Source organism: Streptomyces glaucosporus (assembly GCF_039533345.1).
Taxonomy (GTDB): domain Bacteria; phylum Actinomycetota; class Actinomycetes; order Streptomycetales; family Streptomycetaceae; genus Streptomyces; species Streptomyces glaucosporus.
This window is the reverse complement of record NZ_BAAATJ010000004.1, coordinates 91,166-109,422: the sequence shown is the minus strand read 5'-3', so window position 1 is coordinate 109,422 and position 18,257 is coordinate 91,166. Positions and strand designations below refer to the sequence as shown.

Annotated in this window: 18 protein-coding genes and 2 pseudogenes; 10 read left to right on the top strand and 10 right to left on the bottom strand. The window is 72.0% G+C overall.

Translation table 11 applies throughout. From position 1 onward, the window contains the following. Positions 1-4: 4 nt before the first annotated feature. From ABD358_RS06540 to ABD358_RS06530, 3 genes and pseudogenes are all read right to left on the bottom strand, one after another. Positions 5-244 (bottom strand): annotated as a pseudogene (locus ABD358_RS06540) (hypothetical protein); the annotation flags it as partial. Positions 245-353: 109 nt separating this feature from the next. Beyond that, positions 354-2,630, bottom strand: coding sequence for a S9 family peptidase (locus ABD358_RS06535; protein ID WP_344629890.1), 2,277 nt, complete (start codon positions 2,628-2,630; stop codon positions 354-356). 370 nt (positions 2,631-3,000) lie between these two features. Then, positions 3,001-4,032 (bottom strand): saccharopine dehydrogenase family protein, encoded by a 1,032-nt coding sequence (locus ABD358_RS06530; protein WP_344629889.1) that lies wholly within the window; start codon positions 4,030-4,032, stop codon positions 3,001-3,003. 102 nt (positions 4,033-4,134) lie between these two features. Between ABD358_RS06530 and ABD358_RS06525 the strand changes: the two genes are divergently transcribed. Together ABD358_RS06525 and ABD358_RS28385 are read left to right on the top strand one after the other, a co-directional pair. After that, complete coding sequence (locus ABD358_RS06525; RefSeq protein WP_344629888.1) at positions 4,135-5,088, top strand: helix-turn-helix domain-containing protein; 954 nt, start codon at positions 4,135-4,137, stop codon at positions 5,086-5,088. Between the two features lie 64 nt (positions 5,089-5,152). Next, positions 5,153-5,260 (top strand): annotated as a pseudogene (locus ABD358_RS28385) (amidase family protein); the annotation flags it as partial. A 118-nt stretch (positions 5,261-5,378) separates the two neighbouring features. On the opposite strand, the gene ABD358_RS06515 reads toward ABD358_RS28385, so the two are convergent. Next, positions 5,379-5,534 carry a transposase gene (locus tag ABD358_RS06515; RefSeq protein ID WP_344630123.1) on the bottom strand — a complete coding sequence of 52 codons (156 nt, stop codon included), beginning with the start codon at positions 5,532-5,534 and terminating at the stop codon, positions 5,379-5,381. Between the two features lie 95 nt (positions 5,535-5,629). On the opposite strand from ABD358_RS06515, the gene ABD358_RS06510 reads away from it, so the two are divergent. Both ABD358_RS06510 and ABD358_RS06505 read left to right on the top strand, forming a co-directional pair. After that, positions 5,630-7,249, top strand: a complete 1,620-nt coding sequence (locus ABD358_RS06510; RefSeq protein ID WP_344629887.1) for a leucine-rich repeat domain-containing protein — start codon at positions 5,630-5,632, stop codon at positions 7,247-7,249. Between the two features lie 69 nt (positions 7,250-7,318). Next, positions 7,319-8,170 carry a YwqG family protein gene (locus ABD358_RS06505; RefSeq protein WP_344629886.1) on the top strand — a complete coding sequence of 284 codons (852 nt, stop codon included), beginning with the start codon at positions 7,319-7,321 and terminating at the stop codon, positions 8,168-8,170. Positions 8,171-8,403: 233 nt separating this feature from the next. Here the strand turns inward: ABD358_RS06505 and ABD358_RS06500 are convergent, their stop codons facing one another. Beyond that, complete coding sequence (locus ABD358_RS06500) at positions 8,404-8,568, bottom strand: hypothetical protein (protein ID WP_344630122.1); 165 nt, start codon at positions 8,566-8,568, stop codon at positions 8,404-8,406. 56 nt (positions 8,569-8,624) lie between these two features. Here ABD358_RS06500 and ABD358_RS06495 point away from each other — a divergent pair, with 56 nt between their 5' ends. Continuing rightward, complete coding sequence (locus ABD358_RS06495; RefSeq protein ID WP_344629885.1) at positions 8,625-9,341, top strand: IS6 family transposase; 717 nt, start codon at positions 8,625-8,627, stop codon at positions 9,339-9,341. Positions 9,342-9,545: 204 nt separating this feature from the next. Here the strand turns inward: ABD358_RS06495 and ABD358_RS06490 are convergent, their stop codons facing one another. Beyond that, positions 9,546-10,433, bottom strand: coding sequence for a DUF3152 domain-containing protein (locus ABD358_RS06490; RefSeq protein WP_344629884.1), 888 nt, complete (start codon positions 10,431-10,433; stop codon positions 9,546-9,548). A 163-nt stretch (positions 10,434-10,596) separates the two neighbouring features. Between ABD358_RS06490 and ABD358_RS06485 the strand changes: the two genes are divergently transcribed. The 3 genes from ABD358_RS06485 to ABD358_RS06475 are packed head-to-tail and all read left to right on the top strand — an operon-like array spanning position 10,597 to position 13,570. Next, positions 10,597-11,283 carry a response regulator gene (locus tag ABD358_RS06485; protein WP_344629883.1) on the top strand — a complete coding sequence of 229 codons (687 nt, stop codon included), beginning with the start codon at positions 10,597-10,599 and terminating at the stop codon, positions 11,281-11,283. Further along, positions 11,280-12,947, top strand: a complete 1,668-nt coding sequence (locus ABD358_RS06480) for a sensor histidine kinase (protein WP_344629882.1) — start codon at positions 11,280-11,282, stop codon at positions 12,945-12,947. The genes ABD358_RS06485 and ABD358_RS06480 overlap by 4 nt, the downstream gene beginning before the upstream one ends. Next, positions 12,944-13,570, top strand: coding sequence for a hypothetical protein (locus ABD358_RS06475; RefSeq protein ID WP_344629881.1), 627 nt, complete (start codon positions 12,944-12,946; stop codon positions 13,568-13,570). Before ABD358_RS06480 ends, ABD358_RS06475 begins: the two co-directional genes overlap by 4 nt. Positions 13,571-13,922: 352 nt before the next feature. Here the strand turns inward: ABD358_RS06475 and ABD358_RS06470 are convergent, their stop codons facing one another. Both ABD358_RS06470 and ABD358_RS06465 read right to left on the bottom strand, forming a co-directional pair. Beyond that, a complete protein-coding gene (locus ABD358_RS06470) occupies positions 13,923-14,156 on the bottom strand; it encodes a helix-turn-helix domain-containing protein (RefSeq protein ID WP_344629880.1) in 234 nt (77 codons plus the stop codon). Then, a complete protein-coding gene (locus ABD358_RS06465) occupies positions 14,156-14,653 on the bottom strand; it encodes a DUF2975 domain-containing protein (protein ID WP_344629879.1) in 498 nt (165 codons plus the stop codon). Before ABD358_RS06465 ends, ABD358_RS06470 begins: the two co-directional genes overlap by 1 nt. 114 nt (positions 14,654-14,767) lie before the next feature. Between ABD358_RS06465 and ABD358_RS06460 the strand changes: the two genes are divergently transcribed. Both ABD358_RS06460 and ABD358_RS06455 read left to right on the top strand, forming a co-directional pair. Further along, positions 14,768-15,076, top strand: coding sequence for a transposase (locus ABD358_RS06460; protein ID WP_344629878.1), 309 nt, complete (start codon positions 14,768-14,770; stop codon positions 15,074-15,076). A gap of 104 nt (positions 15,077-15,180) precedes the next feature. After that, on the top strand, positions 15,181-15,906 hold the full coding sequence (locus ABD358_RS06455; protein ID WP_344629877.1) for a dienelactone hydrolase family protein: 726 nt from the start codon (positions 15,181-15,183) through the stop codon (positions 15,904-15,906). Between the two features lie 302 nt (positions 15,907-16,208). Here ABD358_RS06455 and ABD358_RS06450 read toward each other — a convergent pair whose 3' ends face one another. Next, the gene (locus ABD358_RS06450) at positions 16,209-16,841 is read right to left on the bottom strand and encodes a response regulator (protein ID WP_344630109.1); all 633 of its coding nucleotides are present in this window, start codon (positions 16,839-16,841) and stop codon (positions 16,209-16,211) included. Next, positions 16,841-18,112 carry a sensor histidine kinase gene (locus tag ABD358_RS06445; protein ID WP_344630108.1) on the bottom strand — a complete coding sequence of 424 codons (1,272 nt, stop codon included), beginning with the start codon at positions 18,110-18,112 and terminating at the stop codon, positions 16,841-16,843. Before ABD358_RS06445 ends, ABD358_RS06450 begins: the two co-directional genes overlap by 1 nt. Between the last annotated feature and the right edge of the window lie 145 nt (positions 18,113-18,257).

Genomic DNA, 18,257 nt, shown 5'->3' with positions numbered 1-18,257 from the left:
GCCGGGGACGGCGGACCGTGAAGGTGACCGGGAGCGCGACATCGCAGGCGCCGGGCGGTTTCGTCACCCGCCGCGTCACCTCCTCCCGGTCCTGGTGCCGGGCATTGGGCCCCATGGCGACCGCCTGGCCCAGCGCCTCGTGGCCGAGGCGGAGGGTGGTCCGCAGCCGCTCCTGCCCGATCGTCCCGGAGTACGGCGCGAGCTGCTCCACCGGCCGGTCCTCCTCCTGTTCCCGCACCCGCAGCGGAAGCGTGCCCCCGCACGTCGGCGACGGCGGAACCGGCCGAGCCGGTACCGGTTCCGCCACTGCCCCACCCCGACGGTCTCCCCGGCTCCCGCCCGCGGTGTCGCGCTCAGGCGAACAGCTCGCCGAGCAGTTCGGGGTCGATGACGATGGGGGCGGGGCGGTACGCCGGCGGCCGCGTGCCCATCAGTTCGCGCACCAGGAAGTCCCAGCAGCGCTTGCGGACGTAGGCCAGGCAGTCGATGAGCGTGTGCTCGGCCCCGGGCACGATGAGCAGCTCGAAGTCCTTGTCGGCGGCGACGAGCCGGTCGGCCAGCCGCAGCGTGTGGTCCGGGTGGACCTGGTCGTCCATCTCGCCGTGGACGAGGAGCAGCTTGCCCGCCAGCCGGTCCGCGAGGTCCGTGTTGGAGGCGCGGGCCCAGGCCTCGGGGTTGTCCGCGCCGTCGCAGGACTCCACGAAGCCCGCGTTGAAGCAGCGGGCGTCGTGCGAGCCGGAGAGGGCGACTCCGGCCTTGTACACCTCGGGGAAGTCCAGCATCGCCCGCGCCGCGGCGAATCCGCCTCCGGAGTGGCCGAACGCTCCCACCCGGTCCAGGTCCATCCACGGCCGGGTCCGGGCCAGTTGCCGCAGCGCCGCGACGTGGTCGGCCAGGCAGCCCGCGTCGGCCAGCCGGCCGTGGGAGGCGTCGTGGAAGGCCTTGTCCCGCCCCGGGGTGCCCCGCCCGTCCAGCGCCACCACCACGAAGCCCAGCGCCGCGAGGGGTTCCGCGTCGAGTCCCGTCCCGCCGGGGTCGAAGCACGGGGCGACCCGGTTGACCTGCGGACCGGGATAGAGGGTGTCCACCACCGGGTAGCGCCGGGAGGGGTCGAACCCCCGCGGCCGGTACAGCACCCCGTAGACGTCCGTCACCCCGTCGGCCGCCTTGACGCGGAACCGCTCCGGCGGCGTCCAGCCGGTGGCGGTGAGCCCGCCGATGTCGGCGCGCTCCAGCTCGACCAGCACCCGCCCGGTCCAGTCGCGGACCGTCGTCACCGGCGGGGTGTCGACGGTGGACGCGGAGTCGACGAAGTACCCCTGGCCGTCCGGCACGGTGACGACGTGGTCCAGTCCGTCGTCGGTGAGCCTGGCGAAGCCGGAGCCGTCCAGGCCGACCCGGCACACCGTGCGCCGGTACGGGTCCTCGCCGACCAGCCCGGACGCGGTGAAGTACACCACCCGCTCGGCCTCGTCGACGCGCAGGATCCGCCGCACCGCCCACGGCCCGGAGGTGACCCGCCCGAGCAGCTCGCCGGTGCGCAGGCCGTACCGGTACAGGTGGCCCCAGCCGTCCCGCTGCGAGTACCACAGCACCTCGTCGGCCAGCACCCGTACGATCGGCGGCTCGTACATCCACTGGTTGGGCTCCACGCGGGTGGTCCCGGTCTCGCGGAGCACGGTGGTGACCTCGCCGGTGGCCGGGTCCAGCCGGTGCAGGGTCAGCGTGCGCAGGTCCCGGGGCCGGTCGAGGTAGTACACCGCCGAGCCGTCCTCCGCCCACCACGCCCACCCGGCCGTGATCGGCGAGAACTGCGGCATGAGCAGCGGCTCGGCCTGCGCGCGGACCACGGTGCCCGCCCGCACGTCCAGCACGACCAGTTCGGCGCGGGGCAGTCGCTCGTCGCCGGGGTAGGCGTACCGCTGGGTGTGGAGGACGGGTGCGCCGCCGCCCGCGGGTCCGGCCTCCACCAGGTGGGTCTGCCGGACGCCGCGCTCGTCGGTGCGGTGCGCCAGCACCTTCGTCGAGTCGGGCGACCAGGCCACCGCGGGCGGCAGGTGCGGCAGGCCGAACTTGCGCAGCAGCGTGCCGTTGCCCGTGCAGTCCGGGCCGGGGCCGTAGCGGTGGTCGGGCCCGCCGTCGGTGGTCAGCGCCCACTCGCGGCCGTCGGACAGCGAGCGCGCCCACAGGTCGTGCCCCCGCCGGAACACCGCGGTCTTCCCGTCGGGGGACGGCACCTCCAGCGGGTTGCCCGGCGGCGCGGGCTCGGCCCGCTCGCAGGTGTAGTCGTCCAGGCGGCAGCGCCAGTGCTCGCCGAACGCGTCGAACTCCACGGTGTTCCCGGCCGTTTCGAAGGCCGGGAACGGCAGGGCCTCCGGGTCGGCCTGCCGCCCGGAGGCGGCGGTGAGCGCGGCGGCGAGCCGGGCGTGGTCGAAGGCCGGCTCGCGGGTGCCCGCCGCCGGGTCGACCAGCACGAACCGCCTGCCGGCGCCGTTGCTCACCGCGTACCGGAAACGGGCGCCTCCGTCGGTCCACCGCGGCCTGACCTTGTCGCCGACGACGAGTTCGCCGGGGCGGGCGGACCGGCGCAGGAGTCGCTCCGCGGCCTGGTAGTCCCGAGTGGTGCTCATCTTTCCGTCCTTCCTCGGTGCCGGTCGCGGGCGGTGATGTCGCCGTGGCCGGTGGCGGGGTGTCCGGGGCGGCGGAGACCGGAGCGGGAGTGTCGGACTTCCGCGTCGTGCGTCTCTTCGGCCCTTTGTTTCTCGTGACGGAAAAGCTACGTTGCGTTCACGACTTCGGCAATGAAGTAGTTGCACATTAACTACATAAGTGCAGGTAGAGAGTGGTAAATCGTTGCAACGTCTTCAAGATTAATGCAACAGGAGACATCTGTTCGTTGCAACGAATTGAAGGTGAACGCTATGCGGAGGCATCCGGGAGCACCGTGCCGCGGGCTTCCCGCTGGGGCCGGCCGGCGTGGGCGGCCGGCCCCAGCGGGGTTCACCGCCGCAGGTCGAACGAGAGGTGCGCGGACAGGGCGCGGAGGAAGTCGGGCGCGTCGAAGGCCGCGCCGGCGGAGACGACACCGGTCGTCCTGGCCCGTCCCGCCAGGACACGGTGGACCGCTTCCACCGCGAGGGGCGCGCTGACGGCGTAGATGTCCCGGCCGCTCGCCACGGCGCGCCGCTCTCTGCCGCCGGAGCGCACGACGACGTCGACGAGGAAGGTCTGCGCGGACCGCCCGTGCTCGTCGGCCGCGGCCGGCGCCGGGGTGTCCGGGGCCGCCAGGTCCCTGGCCGCCCCGGCCGTCATGCAGGTGCGCACCTCGGGGATGGCCAGATGGCTGGGGACGGTGACGATGTCGGCCATGCTGAACTCCCCGATCACGGTCCGGGTCCCCATCGGCTCGGGGAAGGACCACTCCAGGGTCGGCGGGGCGTCGTCGCGGTACTCCAGCCGCCCGCCGCTGTAGCGGACGCGCCGTCCGTTCCTTCGCTCCCGGGAGACCGCGCCCGCGGCGCGGGTGCCGGCCGTGGGGTGCCAGCTGTCCAGCCCGTACGCGATCTGCGCCTCGTCGGCCGTCGTCCAGTCGCCCATCGCGGCGGTGACCAGCAGGTCGCCGAGGCCGCCGTAGAAGGCCATCGCGGGGACCACCACCGTGCCCGCGGCGCGGGCACGGTCCGCGAAGTGCGTGAACGTGTCGAGGTTGGCCTCGATCTCGGCCGCCACGTCCACGTACGGGATCCCGGCGCGCAGTGCCGCCTCGATCACCGGGGCGGCGGTCGCCGCGAAGGGCCCGGCGCAGTTGATCACGGCGTCCGCGCCGTCCAGCGCGCGGTCGAGCGAGGCCGGGTCGCCGGCCGAGGCCGTCCGGGTGTCGAGCCCCGGGTGGGACGCCGCGAGCGCCCGCAGCCTGTCCGCGTCGCGTCCGGACGGAAGCGGAACGAACCCGCGGTCCCGCAGCTCCGCCACCACGAAGCGCCCGGTGTGCCCGTAAGCGCCGAACACCGCCACCGTGTGTCCCCGTCCCATCGGTTCTCCCGCCGTACTCGAAATGATCAGCCGTCAGCATCCTGACGTCGGCGGCTGATCGGCGCTAGTGTCCGAAGCGACACGGTCCGTACAATTCCGGACGTGAGTACTGTCGCGCTGGCCGTCACCGACGGGATGCTGCACTTCGAGCTGTCCGTGGCGTACGAGGTCTTCGGCACCGGTCCGCCCGGCACGGCCGATCCCTGGTACAGCGTCGTCGTCTGCGGACCGGGCGCCGTGCGGTTCGGCCGGTTCCGGCTGGAGCCCGACCGGGGGCTCGACCGGCTCCCGCACGCCGACACGGTGATCGTCCCCGGCTGGGCCGACGTCGACGAGGCCCCGCCCGCCGACCTGGTCGACGCGGTGCGCGCGGCCCACGAGGCGGGCGCACGGGTGGCCTCCCTGTGCACGGGCGCGTTCGTGCTGGCCGCCGCCGGCCTGCTGGACGGCCGGCGCGCGACCACGCACTGGGCGCACACCCGGACCCTGGCCGCCCGCCACCCCAGGGTGGAGGTCGACCCGGACGTCCTCTACGTGGACGACGGCAGCGTGTTCACCTCCGCCGGCAAGGCCGCCGCGATGGACCTGTGCCTGCACCTGGTCCGCCTCGACCACGGCGCGGCGGTCGCCAACACGGTCGCCCGCCGCCTGGTCGTGCCCCCGCACCGGGCCGGCGGCCAGGCCCAGTTCGTCACCGCCCCGGTGCCCGAGCAGGACGACCACCCGCTCGCCGAGCTGCTCCCCTGGGCGATCGAACGGCTCGACCGACCGCTGACCGTGGAGGACCTGGCCCGCCGGGCGAACATGAGCTCGCGCAACCTGGGCCGCCACTTCAGGTCGGTGACCGGCACCACCCCGCTGCAATGGCTGCTGACCCAGCGGATCCGGCGCGCCCAGGAACTGCTGGAGACCACCGGCGACAGCATCGAGGCCATCGCGGCGGCCTCCGGCATGGGCACCGCCACGACGCTGCGCCGGCACTTCCAGCGCACCGTCGGCGTGCCCCCGGACACCTACCGCCGCACCTTCCGCAGCTTGCGGCCCGGCGCCCGGTGACGAGCCGTCACCGGGGTGCGGCGGGGCTCTCCCCCGTGTCCGGGCCCGCACCGCGGTGACGCGGCGGACGCCGGGCGGCTCCAGCGGCGGCGGCGGAGCGGCCGTCGCCACCGGCATGGCCGCGCTCGGGCTCGGCAACGACTCCGGCGGGTCGGTGCGGATCCCGGCGGCCACGGCGCCCACCCCGCGGTCCGCGCAGCCGTCGCGCTGCGGGACGCCGGGTACGACGTGCGGGAGGCGGAGGACGTCCCCGGGCAGGACGAGGCGCTCGGCATGGAGGTCGCGGCCGATCAGGTCCGGGGCGGGCTTGGTCGTCGTACAGGCCGGGGCAGCGAACACCGCCTGCGCCGGGCGACGGCGGTGACCGTCTTGCCCGAGGAATCGACGAGTGCGATCGCGTCCCGCTCGAACTCCTCGGTGTACCGCTTCGTGTACTCGTTTCCCACCTGACGCTGCTTCCTGTGGAACCCGGGATCCCAGTTGCCAGGTGTCCACGATCAAGAGGAGGCTTCATGTCACACCTGCCTCCTAGAGTCCTCCCATGACACGACCGACTTCCCCCGGTGTGCCCACCGACGACACGCAGGACAACAACACGACAGCGCGAACAAGGCGGTTAAAGGCGCTTCTGGAAAACGCGGATCCCGCCGAGGCGGGTGAGGCGGTCAGGGAGCTCATGCTGCTGGCAGCGTCCGGCGGCGGCGACGCGGCGTTGGAGCCGGCCGTGCGGTACAGCGGCATGTCCGACTGCTCCACCGAGGAACTGCTCCGGTTGTGGGCGATAGCCGACGGAGACCCGTTCGGTTTCTGCGAGAACTTGGACGCCCCGGCGTACCGCGCGCGCAAGGCCGTCAGGAAACTGGTCTCCCTGTCCGCGCCAGGTGACGGCGGGCATGCCCTGAAACTGGCCGCCCGGTTCACCCCTCTGGACCCGTACGCGTCCAAGTTCCTCGTCCGTCTGTGGAGGACGGAACGTGACCCGGACAGTTTCGCCGAGCACCTGCTGGCTCCGGCGTTCCGCCAGGAGGGCAGGACGGAACTGCGGCTGCCGTACGCATCCTCCCTGCGCGGCCTGCGGCATCTCACGATGCTCGAAAAGCTCGACTTCTACCGGTGTGACGAGCTCACAGACCTCACCGAGGTCGGTGAACTCACCGGTCTCACGGACCTCGATCTCGGTGACTGCGCGAGCGTGGAGGACCTCACCCCGGTCAGCCGTCTTTCCCGGCTCACCCGCCTCGACCTGAGCCGGTGCGGCGCCGTCGAGAACTTCGAGCCCTTGCTGAGCCTCAGCAATCTGCGTCAGCTGAGGCTGAGTCGGACCAAGGTGCGCTCCCTCCGTCCGTTCAGCGGGGCGCTCGACGCTCTGGAATCCCTGGATCTCCGCTCCTGCGGGTCTCTCACGGACCTGGAGGGACTCGCCGGGTTGCCGAACCTCGCCCACCTCCGGATGAGCGGCGACCAGCTCCACGACCTCTCGCCATTCGCGGCTCTCCCTCGACTCCAGTCCCTCGAACTCGACAGCTGCGACGAGCTGACGACGCTCGAAGGGCTGGACGGTCACCCCCGGCTGACGAAGCTCGGGATTCACGGCAGTGCGGCACTGCGCACCACCGAAGGGCTGGGCGAGCTGCCGGCGTTGCGGGAATTGACTTTCACCAGTTGCTCCGCGCTGGCCGACCTCAAGGGTCTCGACCGCCTGCCCGCGCTGCGCACGCTGATGATCAACGGCTCCGCCGTCCGCGACCTCGGTGACCTGTCCGGATCTGCGCTGACCACACTGACCCTGCTGTACATGGAGAACCTGGAATCGCTCGGGGCCCTCCGGGACTGCTCCGGCCTGCGTGAACTGACCCTCCGCTCCCTGAACGACCGCCCCTCGGTCGAGGGCGTACCCGTGGAACGGCTCAGCTCGCTCAGCGTGGCCGGTCCGCGCTGGGCCGCACTGCAGGACATCACCCTGTTCACCGCTTCGCCCCGCCTCGCGGAACTCGACCTGCGCGGATGCCTGTCCCTGCAGGACCTCGGGCCTCTGCTCGACATGCCGGCGCTGTCACACGTCCACCTGGCCGAACGGATTGCGACCTCGCCGTCGGGCGTCCCCGACCCCGTGGTGACCGAACTCAGGGCACGGGGCGTGACCGTCACGCTGCACCACTGACGTCCACGATCCGCCGCTCACCCGGCGCGATGCCTCCCGTCGAACCGACCTGACCGCAAGGAGCTTCTCATGTCCCCCGAAGACCTGGACACACTGAATGAGTTCCGTGAGAGCGCCCTCGCAGAGGGCATCCCCCCGGACGACATCGCACGGTGGACGGACCTCGCCCGACCCTGCGCCCTGCTGGGCACCAGAGGGGACGGGCCGGTGGTGGGCCGGCTCGGCGGGCCCCTCATGCTTCCCGCGGACGCCCCCGATCCCCGGGGCAAGCTCGCCGCCACCATCGACCTCGCCGCGCTGCCCGCAGGAGTGACCGACCTCGACCTGCCCGCCGACGGCCACCTGCTGCTGTTCGCCGACCCCGACCCCGACCGGATCGGGGTGGAAAACCTGGGGAGTGCGCTCCACATTCCCGCCGGCACACCCGTCGAGGAACGCCCTGTGGACCTCGACCCGGAATGGAAGAACTACCCCTACGAAACGGATCTCCCGGAAGGGCTGCTCCACCTGAACACCGGCGTCTCCCTGCCGTACTACACCGCGGTCTACGCTCCCGGGCAGCCCTTGGGCTGCGTGGATCACCCGGACCACCCCCATGCGAACGAACTGATCGAGGTATGGACTGAGATGCCGGGCGAGGACATCGGCCGCGGGCTTCAGCTGGGTGGGTACGCAGAGGACGAGAACTGGGCGGAGGACCCCAGCGTGGCGGCCGGGCGGGAAGCGGCACGAGCGGTGGCCCGAGGCGAACTGCCCGCGCCCGATACGGACGTACGTCCCGAGGACTGGGTGTGTCTGGCCCAGTGGATGCACGGGCTCGACGGTTTGGAGATGGCCTTCTACTCCTGGTCGATCTCCCGGCAGGACCTTGCCGCGGGACGCTTCGACCGGGTCTACGCCACTATGACCTGGAACCCGTGACACCCGCAGGACGCTGACCCGAGATGTCACCGCCGCCGAGGCGGGATTCGAGCCGTTCCGGGTTCCCGCTGTCAGTTCGTTTCAACGTCAGCGGATCGTTTCGCGGCCTGGGCTCGATACCGTCCCGGTGTGGTGCCGAACTCCCCTTGGAAGGCGTGCGAGTGGGTGGTTCGCAAGGTGATGTCCGTTTCCGGCCGAGGTGGGAGCAAGGCTGCTGGTGGAGGCTGTGTCGGCTATTGCTTCCTGGCGAAGTTGCCGGTGTCGGCCTCGGTGAGGATCCCGGGGTTGACCAGGCGTTTCAGCTTGGCGCGGGTGCCTTCGACGTTCCCCGGCAGCAGTTCGTGGCCGAGGGCTGCGCGGACGTCCTTGGCCCGTGGCGGCCCGGTAGGTGCTGTCACGTCGGCTGTCCGGGTGGAATGATCTCCGGCTTGGTCATGGTGGAGGGGGACCGCTCGTGGACAGTGCGCCGTCGTACAGGGGGCGCCGGTATCCGGTCGAGGTGATCTCGCACTGCGTGTGGCTGTACTTCCGCTTCCCGCTCGGTTTCCGGGAGGTCGGGGAGCTGATGCTGGAGCGCGGCATGATCGTCTCGTACGAGACCGTCCGGCGCTGGTGCCCGGAGTCCGGTCAGCAGTACGCCGACGGCCTGCGCCGCCGACAGCCTCAGCCCGGCGGCGAGCGGCATCCGGACGAGGTCTTCACCAGGATCAACGGTGAGCGGAAATACCTGTGCCGGGCTGTGGACCAGGACGGGACGGTGCTGGACGTCCTGGCGCAGAGCCGCCGGGACACGGCTGCGGCCAAGCGCTTCTTCCGCACGCTGCTGACGAAGACGGGCTGGGTGCCGCGGGTGATCGCCACGGACAAGCTCCGCTCCTACGGCGCGGCCCACCGCGAGGTCATGCCCTCTGCCGAGCACCGTCCGCACAAGGGCCTGAACAACCGGGCCGAGAACAGCCACCAGCCCACCCGGCAACGAGAACGGGCGGTGAAGGACTTCCGCGGCGTGCGCGCCGCGCAGCGGTTCCTGGCCGCGTTCAGCGGCATCTCACCCCGCTTCCGGTCCCGCCGCCACCTGATGACCGGCACCCGACACCGCGCCGGGATGGCCGTCCGCTCCGCTGTCCGGGAGCAGGCCACCGGCGTCACCGGCCGGCCTGCCGCGGCCTGAGCCCAGGGCCGGCACCCGGCCCCCGCACCTCGACACGCCGTCGGACACCCACACACCCGGCAACGTGACAACGCCCGCCTGCGGACGCAGGAGAACGCGGAATCCACAGTGGTGCCGGCAGTTCATGGCCCTGGGGCCGGTGCATGACCGAGCTGTAACGGCCGGCCGCCGTGACGGCCGGCCTCGGGACCGGCACCGGTCCGGTCATACGGGCGGCCCGGTGACGAAGTCGCCGTTCTCGTCGTAGGGCCAGGCGTTGGCGACGCAGCCGTGCAGGCCCTTGATCTGCTGCATCATCACGGGGGCCAGTCGCCCGGCGCCCCCGCAGGTCACGTGCGAGTGACCGAGGAAGTGCCCCACCTCGTGGTTGATGATCAGCGCCCGGTAGTCATGGATCGGCCCGTCGAAGTTGGGCGAGCCCTCGACCCAGCGCTTGAGGTTCACCACCACCCCTCCGGGGACCTCGCAGTTGTACTCGCCTCCGGTGTCCTGCTGGATGCCCGCCCAGCACAGGGCGTCCGCCGTCGCCGGTGTCGCGATCTTTATCGCGATGTCGTGCGGCGATCCCGCGCCCACCAGCTGGAACGCGTTGTCCGGGTCGTGGGTCCAGCCCCGCGGGGCGGCGAGTATCTCGGCGATCTCGTTCGCCGCCTGGGACGGCGAGATGTCGAGGCCGGTCTCGACCTCCACGACGTAGCGCACCGGGCGGGAACCGCTGCCCACCGTCTCCCCACTGGCCTGCGCGGTGACGAACGTACCGCTGCCCGTCGGGGGGACGTCGATCTCGGTCCGGCTCGCGGAGGGAGAGGGGGAGGAGGAAGGGGAGGCGGAGGGGGACGGTGTGGGAGTGGGGGTGACGTGCGCGCTTCGCGGGTGCGGCGCACCGCTCGACGCGTCGCTCCGCCCGCCTCCCAGGAGGTACGCCGCCGAACCCAGCAGTCCGGCGGCCACCAGCAGGCCGATCAGCAGGCTCCGGCCCCGGCGGCGCGGCCGTCTCCGGCGATGGGCGGACCGGCGTCGGCGACCGGCGCGGTGACCGGCCGCGGTGCTGCCGGTGGCGGGTGCGGATTGCCGCTCTCGTACCGAGTACATGGCAGCTCAATCTGGTGATCCCAGATGATCCCCATGAGCCGGCGCTGTCACGGAAGGATAACGACGCCCGCGTTCCCCGGCCCGTGTGATCGTTGTGTAACGGCGGTCGGAGAGGGGCCTTCCTCGGGACGGTCGTCTCATCCGGTCTGCTTACACTGCCGAAATGCCACGAGTCCTGATCATCGAAGACGACCTGGATGTCCGCAGGGCCGTCCAACTGGGTCTGCGGCATCAGGGGCATGAGGTCTCCGCCGTGGAAACGGGGGAGGAAGGGCTGGAACAGCTCCTCCCCTTCCGGCCGGACGTCGTCGTGCTCGATCTCATGCTGCCCGGCATGTCCGGCCTGGACGTGTGCCGCCGGATCAGGGACCGCGACCAGGTGCCGATCATCATCGTGACGGCCCGGGGAGACGACGTCGACGTGGTCGTGGGACTGGAGACCGGTGCGGACGACTACGTGGTGAAGCCCGTGCAGGCCCGGGTGCTCGACGCACGGATACGGGCCGTACTGCGCAGACAGGACGCGTCGCTGCCGGACGGCACCCGTCCCCGGGCGGAGACGCACGGCGAGCTGGTCGTCGACCGCGCCGGGCTCGTGGTGACGCACCGCGGCGAACCCGTCACCCTCGCCCCCTCCGAACTGCGGCTGCTGCTGACCCTGTCGGCCTCGCCCGGCCAGGTGTTCAGCCGCCAGCAGCTGCTGGAAGCGGTCTGGGAACACAGCTACCACGGCGACATACGGCTCGTGGACGCCTGTGTGAAGCGACTGCGCAACAAGCTCGGCGAGGGCAGGAATCCTCGTTACGTGCAGACCGTACGCGGGTTCGGCTACCGCTTCGGCACCTCATGAGCGACCGGACGTCCGCGCGGACACGGAGGACCGTACGGACGCGGAAGACCGTACGGGCGCGGAAGACCGTACGGGCGCGGAGGACCGCCGGGGAGCGGAGAACCGCACCCGAGGTCCCCACGGCTGAAGAGCCCCCCGCCGCCGTACCGGGTGCCGGCCCCCGGCGGTTCCTCCGGGCGGCCCTGGCACGCATCCCGCTCCCCCTGCGCGGTCTGCGCCCCCGCCTGCTGGCGTCCTTCGTCCTGGTGGCCATGGCCAGCTCCCTGGGCACCGGGGCCCTCGCCTTCCGCGAGGCGCGCACGGGGGTGCTCCAGCAGAGCCAGGACTCCGTCATCAACCGGTTCCGTACGAGCGTCGACGCCGTCGCGCCCTCCATCCCCATTGCCCCGAACCAGGCGGACCTCCAGTTCGCGGTGGACCAGGTGCTGCGCACGAACCGGTCGTCGGGCTGGCGGGTCATGGCCGTGTACGGCGGTCACCGCGCCTACGCGCCGAGCGCCGGTTTCGTCGAGCCGAGCCCCGAGATGCTCCGGTCCGTCCGGGACCGACGCGCCGCGGTGTTCCAGCGGATGAACGTCGACGGGCGTCCTCGTCTCGTCGTCGGCATGCCCGTCACGTACACCTGGGGCGAGGGCCTGGAGAGCAGGCTCTCCGGGCTCGTGATGTACCTGGAGGTCCCGCAGACCACCGAAGAGGGGTACGTCGAGGCCATGGTCCACGGCATCGAGCGGGCCACCCTGGTGGCCCTGTGCCTCGCCGTCGTCCTGGCGCTGCTCGCCGCGAGCGGCGTACTGCGTCCCGTACGGGCGCTGCGCCGGGCGACGCGCCGGATGGCCGCGGGGCATCTCGACGTCCGGCTGGACGTCACCGGCTCCGACGAACTGGCCGATCTCTCCCAGTCCTTCAACGAGATGGCGGCCGAACTGGGGCGGACCGTACGGGAGCTGCGCCGCCTGGAGGCCCAGGGGCGCCGCTTCGTGGCGGACGTCTCCCACGAGCTGCGCACGCCGCTGGCGGCGATGTCGGCGGTCACCGACATGCTGGACCTGGAGGGAGAAGGGGAGACCGGTGAGGCGCTGCGGCTCATCAGCGAGGGAACGAACCGGCTGAGCGGATTGGTGAACGACCTGATGGAGATCTCCCGTTTCGACGCGGGGGCGGCCGAACTCAACCGGGACGAGATCGACCTGGCCGAGTCCATACGGCGCACCGTCGCCTCCCGGTGGCGGCAGGAGCAGGTGGAGACCCGGCTGCCCGGACCGGGTGAGCTCCGCGCGCGCGTCGATCCGCGCAGACTCGACGTGGTGACGGCCAATCTGATCGGCAACGCGCTGCGGCACGGAGAGCCGCCCGTGCGGCTGACCATGGGGGTGCGGGAGGAAGGGAACGGCATGGCGTGGGCCGTCATCGAGGTGACCGACAACGGACCGGGGATCTCCGAGGAGGCCCTGCCGCACATCTTCGAGCGGTTCTACAAGGCGAGCACCTCACGGGCCAGGAGCGAGAGCAGCGGACTGGGTCTGGCCATCACGGCGGAGAACGTGCACCTGCACGGGGGACGCATCCGGGCGGCGAACCTGCCCGGGGGCGGCGCGGTGTTCACGGTCGAACTCCCGCTGCACCACGACGACACCGCCACCGAGACCGGCGGGGGCGCACGGTGAGGGGCGCACGGACGGCGGCGCTGCTGTCCGGGCTCACGGCCGCGGCCGCGGTCGCGCTCACGGCGTGCGGAGTCCCCCCGTCCGGTGTCATCGAGGCCGGTGCGCCGGCGAGCGGCATGTTCTCCCCCGGCCCGGCACCGTCCTCGACGCCCACCACCGTCTCCCTCTTCTTCCTGCGCGACGGGGAGCTGACGCCCCGTCCCCACCGGATCGACGACGCCGGGGACCTCGAGGCCGTCGTACGCCTGCTGTTCGAGGCGTCGGCCGCGAACGAGGCCCCGTCGGCCACCACGGAGCTGCCCCGCCTGACGGACGTGCCACGGGTGGCGAACGACGGCGGCATCATCTTCGTCGAACTCCCCGGTGAGACGGCTCCGCTGAGCCGTCGGGCCATGCTCCAGCTGACGTGCACGGTGAGCCACGCCGCTTCGCCGGTCCCCACCGCCGTTCCCCGCGCCGACGCGGAAGCCGACGACGACACCGCGCGCCGTTCCGCCGCGCCCAGCAGCCTCCATGTGTTCGGGGACGGATGGGCGATGACGCAGTCGGGCCACGCGTGCCCCGTCGTGTCCCCTCCGCAGGAGCAGCCGGAAGCACCGACCCCGTGGGAGCCCTCCGGCTGACCACCGGACGGCCCCCGCCCAGGACCGGAACCGGCCTTCCGGCCACGGCCCCCACCTGACCGCGCGGTGGCAGGCCGGCCGACCGCCGCGGCCCGAGTGCGGTTCTGGCCCGGCCCGGCCGCGGGGACATCACGATCAACGCGCCCGACACCGACGACACGCACGTGTACGTGGACGCCGTACGTCTCGACGGACGGCCATGTCAGAAATCCTGGACGACTCGTCCGACCCGATCGGGCGGCGCACTCGCCTTCCGGCTCACCGGGCAACCGAACACCGAGTGGGCGACCAATCCGGCCGGTCTGCCGAGGTGACACGCCTGTGGGCCCGGAAGGCCGGGCCCACAGGCGTGCTACGCGTGCGACTCATCTTCCTCGGGATCGTCGGGTACCCAGCGCAGGACGTCGCCGGGCTGACAGTCCAGCGTGCGGCAGATCGCGTCGAGCGTCGTGAACCGCACCGCCTTCGCGCGACCGTTCTTCAACACGGCGATGTTGGCGGGCGTGATGCCGACGGCAGCGGCGAACTCACCGACCGACAGGCGGCGTTTGGCGAGCTGGAGGTCGAGGTCGACGATGATCGCCATCAGACCACCGTGGCGATCTCGGCCTGCAGGTCCACCGCCTTGCTCAAGAGGCCCCGCATGATGACCGTGAGCATCGTGAACGACGCCCCCACGGCGACGCCCGCGAGCGCGGCGCCGGTGGCGCCGATGAGTTCCATGCCGTCGGTGGGCGAGGGGATGCTGGCCACGAGCAGATGCCCCGTGACCCCGATCGCCAGCAGCGTCGCCACGATCGAGCACCCGGTGATGATGTCGACCCACCGGAAGGCCAACGGCGTGAAGATCGCATCCCGTTCGACCATGGCGAGCAACATCCACACTGCGATGAGCGCGACTTGGACGCAGGCGACGCCGACGATCGCCACCGTCACGTAGGGAGCGGCGAAAGGAGCGTAAGGAGGGAAGCGCTCGACCTCATCGGCCGCTGCTGTCGGGATGACGACGATCTGGCCAAAGAGACCGAGCAGGATCGCCGTGACGACGCCGGCCCGCAGCATGGCTATGAAGAGGCGATTCATATATCGATTATCGATCGATATCGCTCGAAAGTCAATCGAACCTAGCCGTCCATGCTAACACTCGGAGGGGGTTTGTTGGCGTGCAGTGAGGTTCCCCCCGAGATACGAGGAGGGGTGACAGCAGGTCAGATGGGATTCGTGAAAGGAACCCGGACGATGCCTGCCCCAAGGAAGTACCCGCTGGAGTTGCGTGAGCGTGCGGTGCGGATGTGCCGCGTGTCGGAACCGAAGCCCGCCATCCGCCGCATGGCCGAGGAACTCGGTGTCCATCACGAGGCCCTGCGCGGCTGCATCCTTCAGGCCGAGGCCGAGGCCGACGCCGGCGGTGTCCACGGCTCGCCCCGCGTGCATGCCGTCCTCAGGCGCGAGGGCGTCCGGTGCGCCCGCCCTTCGGTCGGACGGCGGTTTGTTCACGGGCTCTGAGCCGAACCGCTGACGGGGTGATTCCGGAATACGTCAGAGACCTGCCTTCCGCCGGCGGCGGAACACCGGCCGACCGGGCTCGACGATCACTACAGTCCAGGCTCATGACGACGGTCACAACGCGCACGATCGAATACGCGGCCGACGGCCTGACGATGACCGGGCATCTCGCGCTCCCGGCCGGTGTCGACCGCCGGCCCGCGGTCCTGGTCGGACCCGAGGGGGTGGGGCTCAGCGACGTCGAGCGCCGCCGGGCCGATGCGCTCGCCGAACTGGGATACGTGGCCCTGGCCTTCGACCTCCACGGCGGGCGCTATCTGGGCGACCCTGAGGAGATGCTGGCCCGTTGCATGCCGCTGCTCGCCGACCCCGACCGGATGCGAGGCATCGGCCACGCGGCACTCGACGTGCTCCGCGCCGAGCCGCGGACCGACCCGGACCGGATCGCCGCCGTCGGCTACGGCACCGGGGGCGCGATCGCGCTGGAACTCGGGCGCGACGGCGTCGACCTGCGCGCGATCGCGACAGTCAACGGACTGACCACGGGCCGACCAGGCGAGACGGCGCGCATTCACTGCCCGGTGTGGGCCGGGGTCGGGTCGGAAGACCCGATCATGCCACCCGCGCAACGGGACGCATTCACTGCCGAAATGCAGGCTGCGGGCGTTGACTGGCGCCTCGTGGTCTACGGCGGCGCCTTCCACGCCTTCCATCACCCACCGGTCGACCACATCGTGCTTCCTGGGGTCGGTTTTCACCCTCAGCACGCGCAGCGAGCTTGGCGGGACGTTGTCGACCTGCTCGCCGAGTGCCTGCCCATGGCGGAGTGATCTGGTCGGCGACCACGATCCCGGACCGCGAACCAAGCCGGTCGACCGGGGCTTTTCGGCAACCCGCGAGCGTGCGTGCCGGACGCCGCTGTGTGGATGAACTCGAAGGGCCCCTGGCCGTAGTCGATGACGGCGGTGGACGAGTCCCGGAAATGTACGCCGCTGGGGACCACAGCCGGTCACCAGGGAACTGAGTTCCTCGGGGAACCAGCGACAGTCTGAACACGCGAGCCCACCAGTACCGACCCCCGGCCACGCGACAGGGCGGGACCGGCGTGCGGTTGCCCGGGGTACGAGCCGGATCACGCCCTCAGATAGGCCAGCACCGCCAGCACCCTGCGGTGCGTCTCGTCCGCCGGCGGCAGATCCAGCTTGGTGAAGATGCTGCCGATGTGCTTGCCCACGGCCGCCTCGGACACCACCAGTTCACGCGCGATCGCGCCGTTCGACCTGCCCTCCGCGATCAGGGCGAGGACTTCGCGCTCGCGCGGCGTGAGCCGCTCCAGCGGGTCGCGGCGGCGGCGCAGCAGCTGCCGTACCACCTCCGGGTCGACGACCGTGCCGCCGGCCGCGACCTCGCACAGGGCGTCCACGAACTGCCCGACCCTCCCGACCCGGTCCTTGAGCAGGTAGCCGACGCCCGTTCCGTCCCCGGAGTCGAGCAGTTCGGAGGCGTACGTCCGCTGCACGTACTGGCTGAGGACCAGAACGGGCAGCGTGGGCGTCCGCTCCCGCAGGCGCACCGCCGCGTGGAGCCCCTCGTCCTGGAAGCCGGGGGGCATGCGGACGTCCGTCACGACGATGTCGGGGGCGTGCTCCCCGACCGCGGCGATCAGCGCCCCGGCGTCGCCGACGGCGGCCACGACCTCGTGGCCGCAGCGGCCGAGCAGGCCGACGAGCCCCTCCCGCAGCAGGACGCCGTCCTCGGCCAGCACTACACGGAGCGGTCGGTCGGCTCGCAGGGATCGCAAGGGAACTCCACACTCAGCAGGGTCGGTCCGCCCGGCGGACTGGACAGGGAGAGTCTGCCATCGAGGACCGACACCCGGTCCGCGAGTCCGGTGAGCCCCGTGCCGGCCGCGGCGTCCGCGCCGCCCCGGCCGTCGTCGCGCACCCGCAGGCACAGCCGCCCGTCGCGGTGCCGGCCGCTCACCTCGGCGCGGCTCGCCCCGCTGTGCCTGGCGATGTTGGCGAGGGCCTCGCAGACCACGAAGTACGCGGCCGCCTCGACGGACTCGGGCAGGCGCCCCGGCAGTTCGAGGTCGACGTCCACGGGGACCGGGGAGCGGTCCGCGGCATCGGCGACGGCGGCCTCCAGACCGTAGTCGGCGAGCACCTTGGGGTGGATGCCGTGGATGAGCTCGCGCAGCTCCGCGAGCGCCCTGTCCGCCTCCTCGTGCGCCTTGGCGAGCTGGTCGGCGAGCGGGCCGGGCGGCGCGTCCAGCCGGGCCAGTCCGAGCGTCATCGTCAGGGCGACGAGACGCTGCTGGGCGCCGTCGTGCAGGTCGCGTTCGATGCGGCGCCGTTCCGCCTCGAAGGCGTCCACCAACCGCGCGCGGGAACGGGCGAGTTCGACCACCCTGGCGCTCAGGTCGCCGTCGCGCGGGGCGATCAGCAGCCGGGTCAGTTCGGCCCGGGCGCCGGCCGCGACTCCCAGGACGTAGGCGCAGAGGGCCATGAGGACGAGCCCGAGCACCGCGACGCCGAAGGCGGCCGGCCAGGTGGTGACCGTCCACTGCTTGAGCACCTTCACCTCCTGCCCGCCGCCGACCGTGGCCATCAGCAGCGGAGCCGCGGCCACGGACAGCGGGAAGAGCAGCGCGACCGTGACCGCGAGGGCGTCGACCGGCCACAGCAGTCCCGCGAACAGCAGGGCGTGGCCGAGTTCCCGCCAGGTCGCCCGCTCCCGCAGCCGGGTCGTCAGCCAGGCCCACAGCCCCGCCGCGGCGGGCTCGGCGTGCCGGCCGGGGGCCGGGTCCGAGTCGACCAGGCGCAGCCTGTGCCGTTCCACCCAGGCCACCGGGACGCCGGCGAGGACCGTGAGGACCAGCAGCGGCAGCCCCACCAGCACGACGGCGAGCACACCGCCGGCCACCGCCGAGACCACGATCCCCACCAGGACGACGACGCCGGTCACCGCGCCGGTGAGCAGGTACGCGGCCGAGCGCCACGGCCACGGCGACAGCAGGAAGCCGGGGCGGCGCATGGCCTGCCACACGTTCCGAGGATGCATGGGGGTCACCGTAGGGGCCCGGCGGGGCCGGGGCCATCGGTCTGGGGGGTGGGCCCGGGGTATGCCTGGCCATACCCCGGGTCTCGGTCCTGCCGCACTGCGCCGGGGCGCCCCCGCG

Coding starts and splice junctions, on each gene's coding strand:
- ABD358_RS06535 (WP_344629890.1), bottom strand. CDS start 2,630: ATGAGCACCACTCGGGACTACCAGGCCGCGGAGCGACTCCTGCGCCGG.
- ABD358_RS06530 (WP_344629889.1), bottom strand. CDS start 4,032: ATGGGACGGGGACACACGGTGGCGGTGTTCGGCGCTTACGGGCACACC.
- ABD358_RS06510 (WP_344629887.1), top strand. CDS start 5,630: ATGACACGACCGACTTCCCCCGGTGTGCCCACCGACGACACGCAGGAC.
- ABD358_RS06505 (WP_344629886.1), top strand. CDS start 7,319: ATGTCCCCCGAAGACCTGGACACACTGAATGAGTTCCGTGAGAGCGCC.
- ABD358_RS06490 (WP_344629884.1), bottom strand. CDS start 10,433: ATGTACTCGGTACGAGAGCGGCAATCCGCACCCGCCACCGGCAGCACC.
- ABD358_RS06485 (WP_344629883.1), top strand. CDS start 10,597: ATGCCACGAGTCCTGATCATCGAAGACGACCTGGATGTCCGCAGGGCC.
- ABD358_RS06480 (WP_344629882.1), top strand. CDS start 11,280: ATGAGCGACCGGACGTCCGCGCGGACACGGAGGACCGTACGGACGCGG.
- ABD358_RS06470 (WP_344629880.1), bottom strand. CDS start 14,156: ATGGCGATCATCGTCGACCTCGACCTCCAGCTCGCCAAACGCCGCCTG.
- ABD358_RS06465 (WP_344629879.1), bottom strand. CDS start 14,653: ATGAATCGCCTCTTCATAGCCATGCTGCGGGCCGGCGTCGTCACGGCG.
- ABD358_RS06455 (WP_344629877.1), top strand. CDS start 15,181: ATGACGACGGTCACAACGCGCACGATCGAATACGCGGCCGACGGCCTG.
- ABD358_RS06445 (WP_344630108.1), bottom strand. CDS start 18,112: ATGCGCCGCCCCGGCTTCCTGCTGTCGCCGTGGCCGTGGCGCTCGGCC.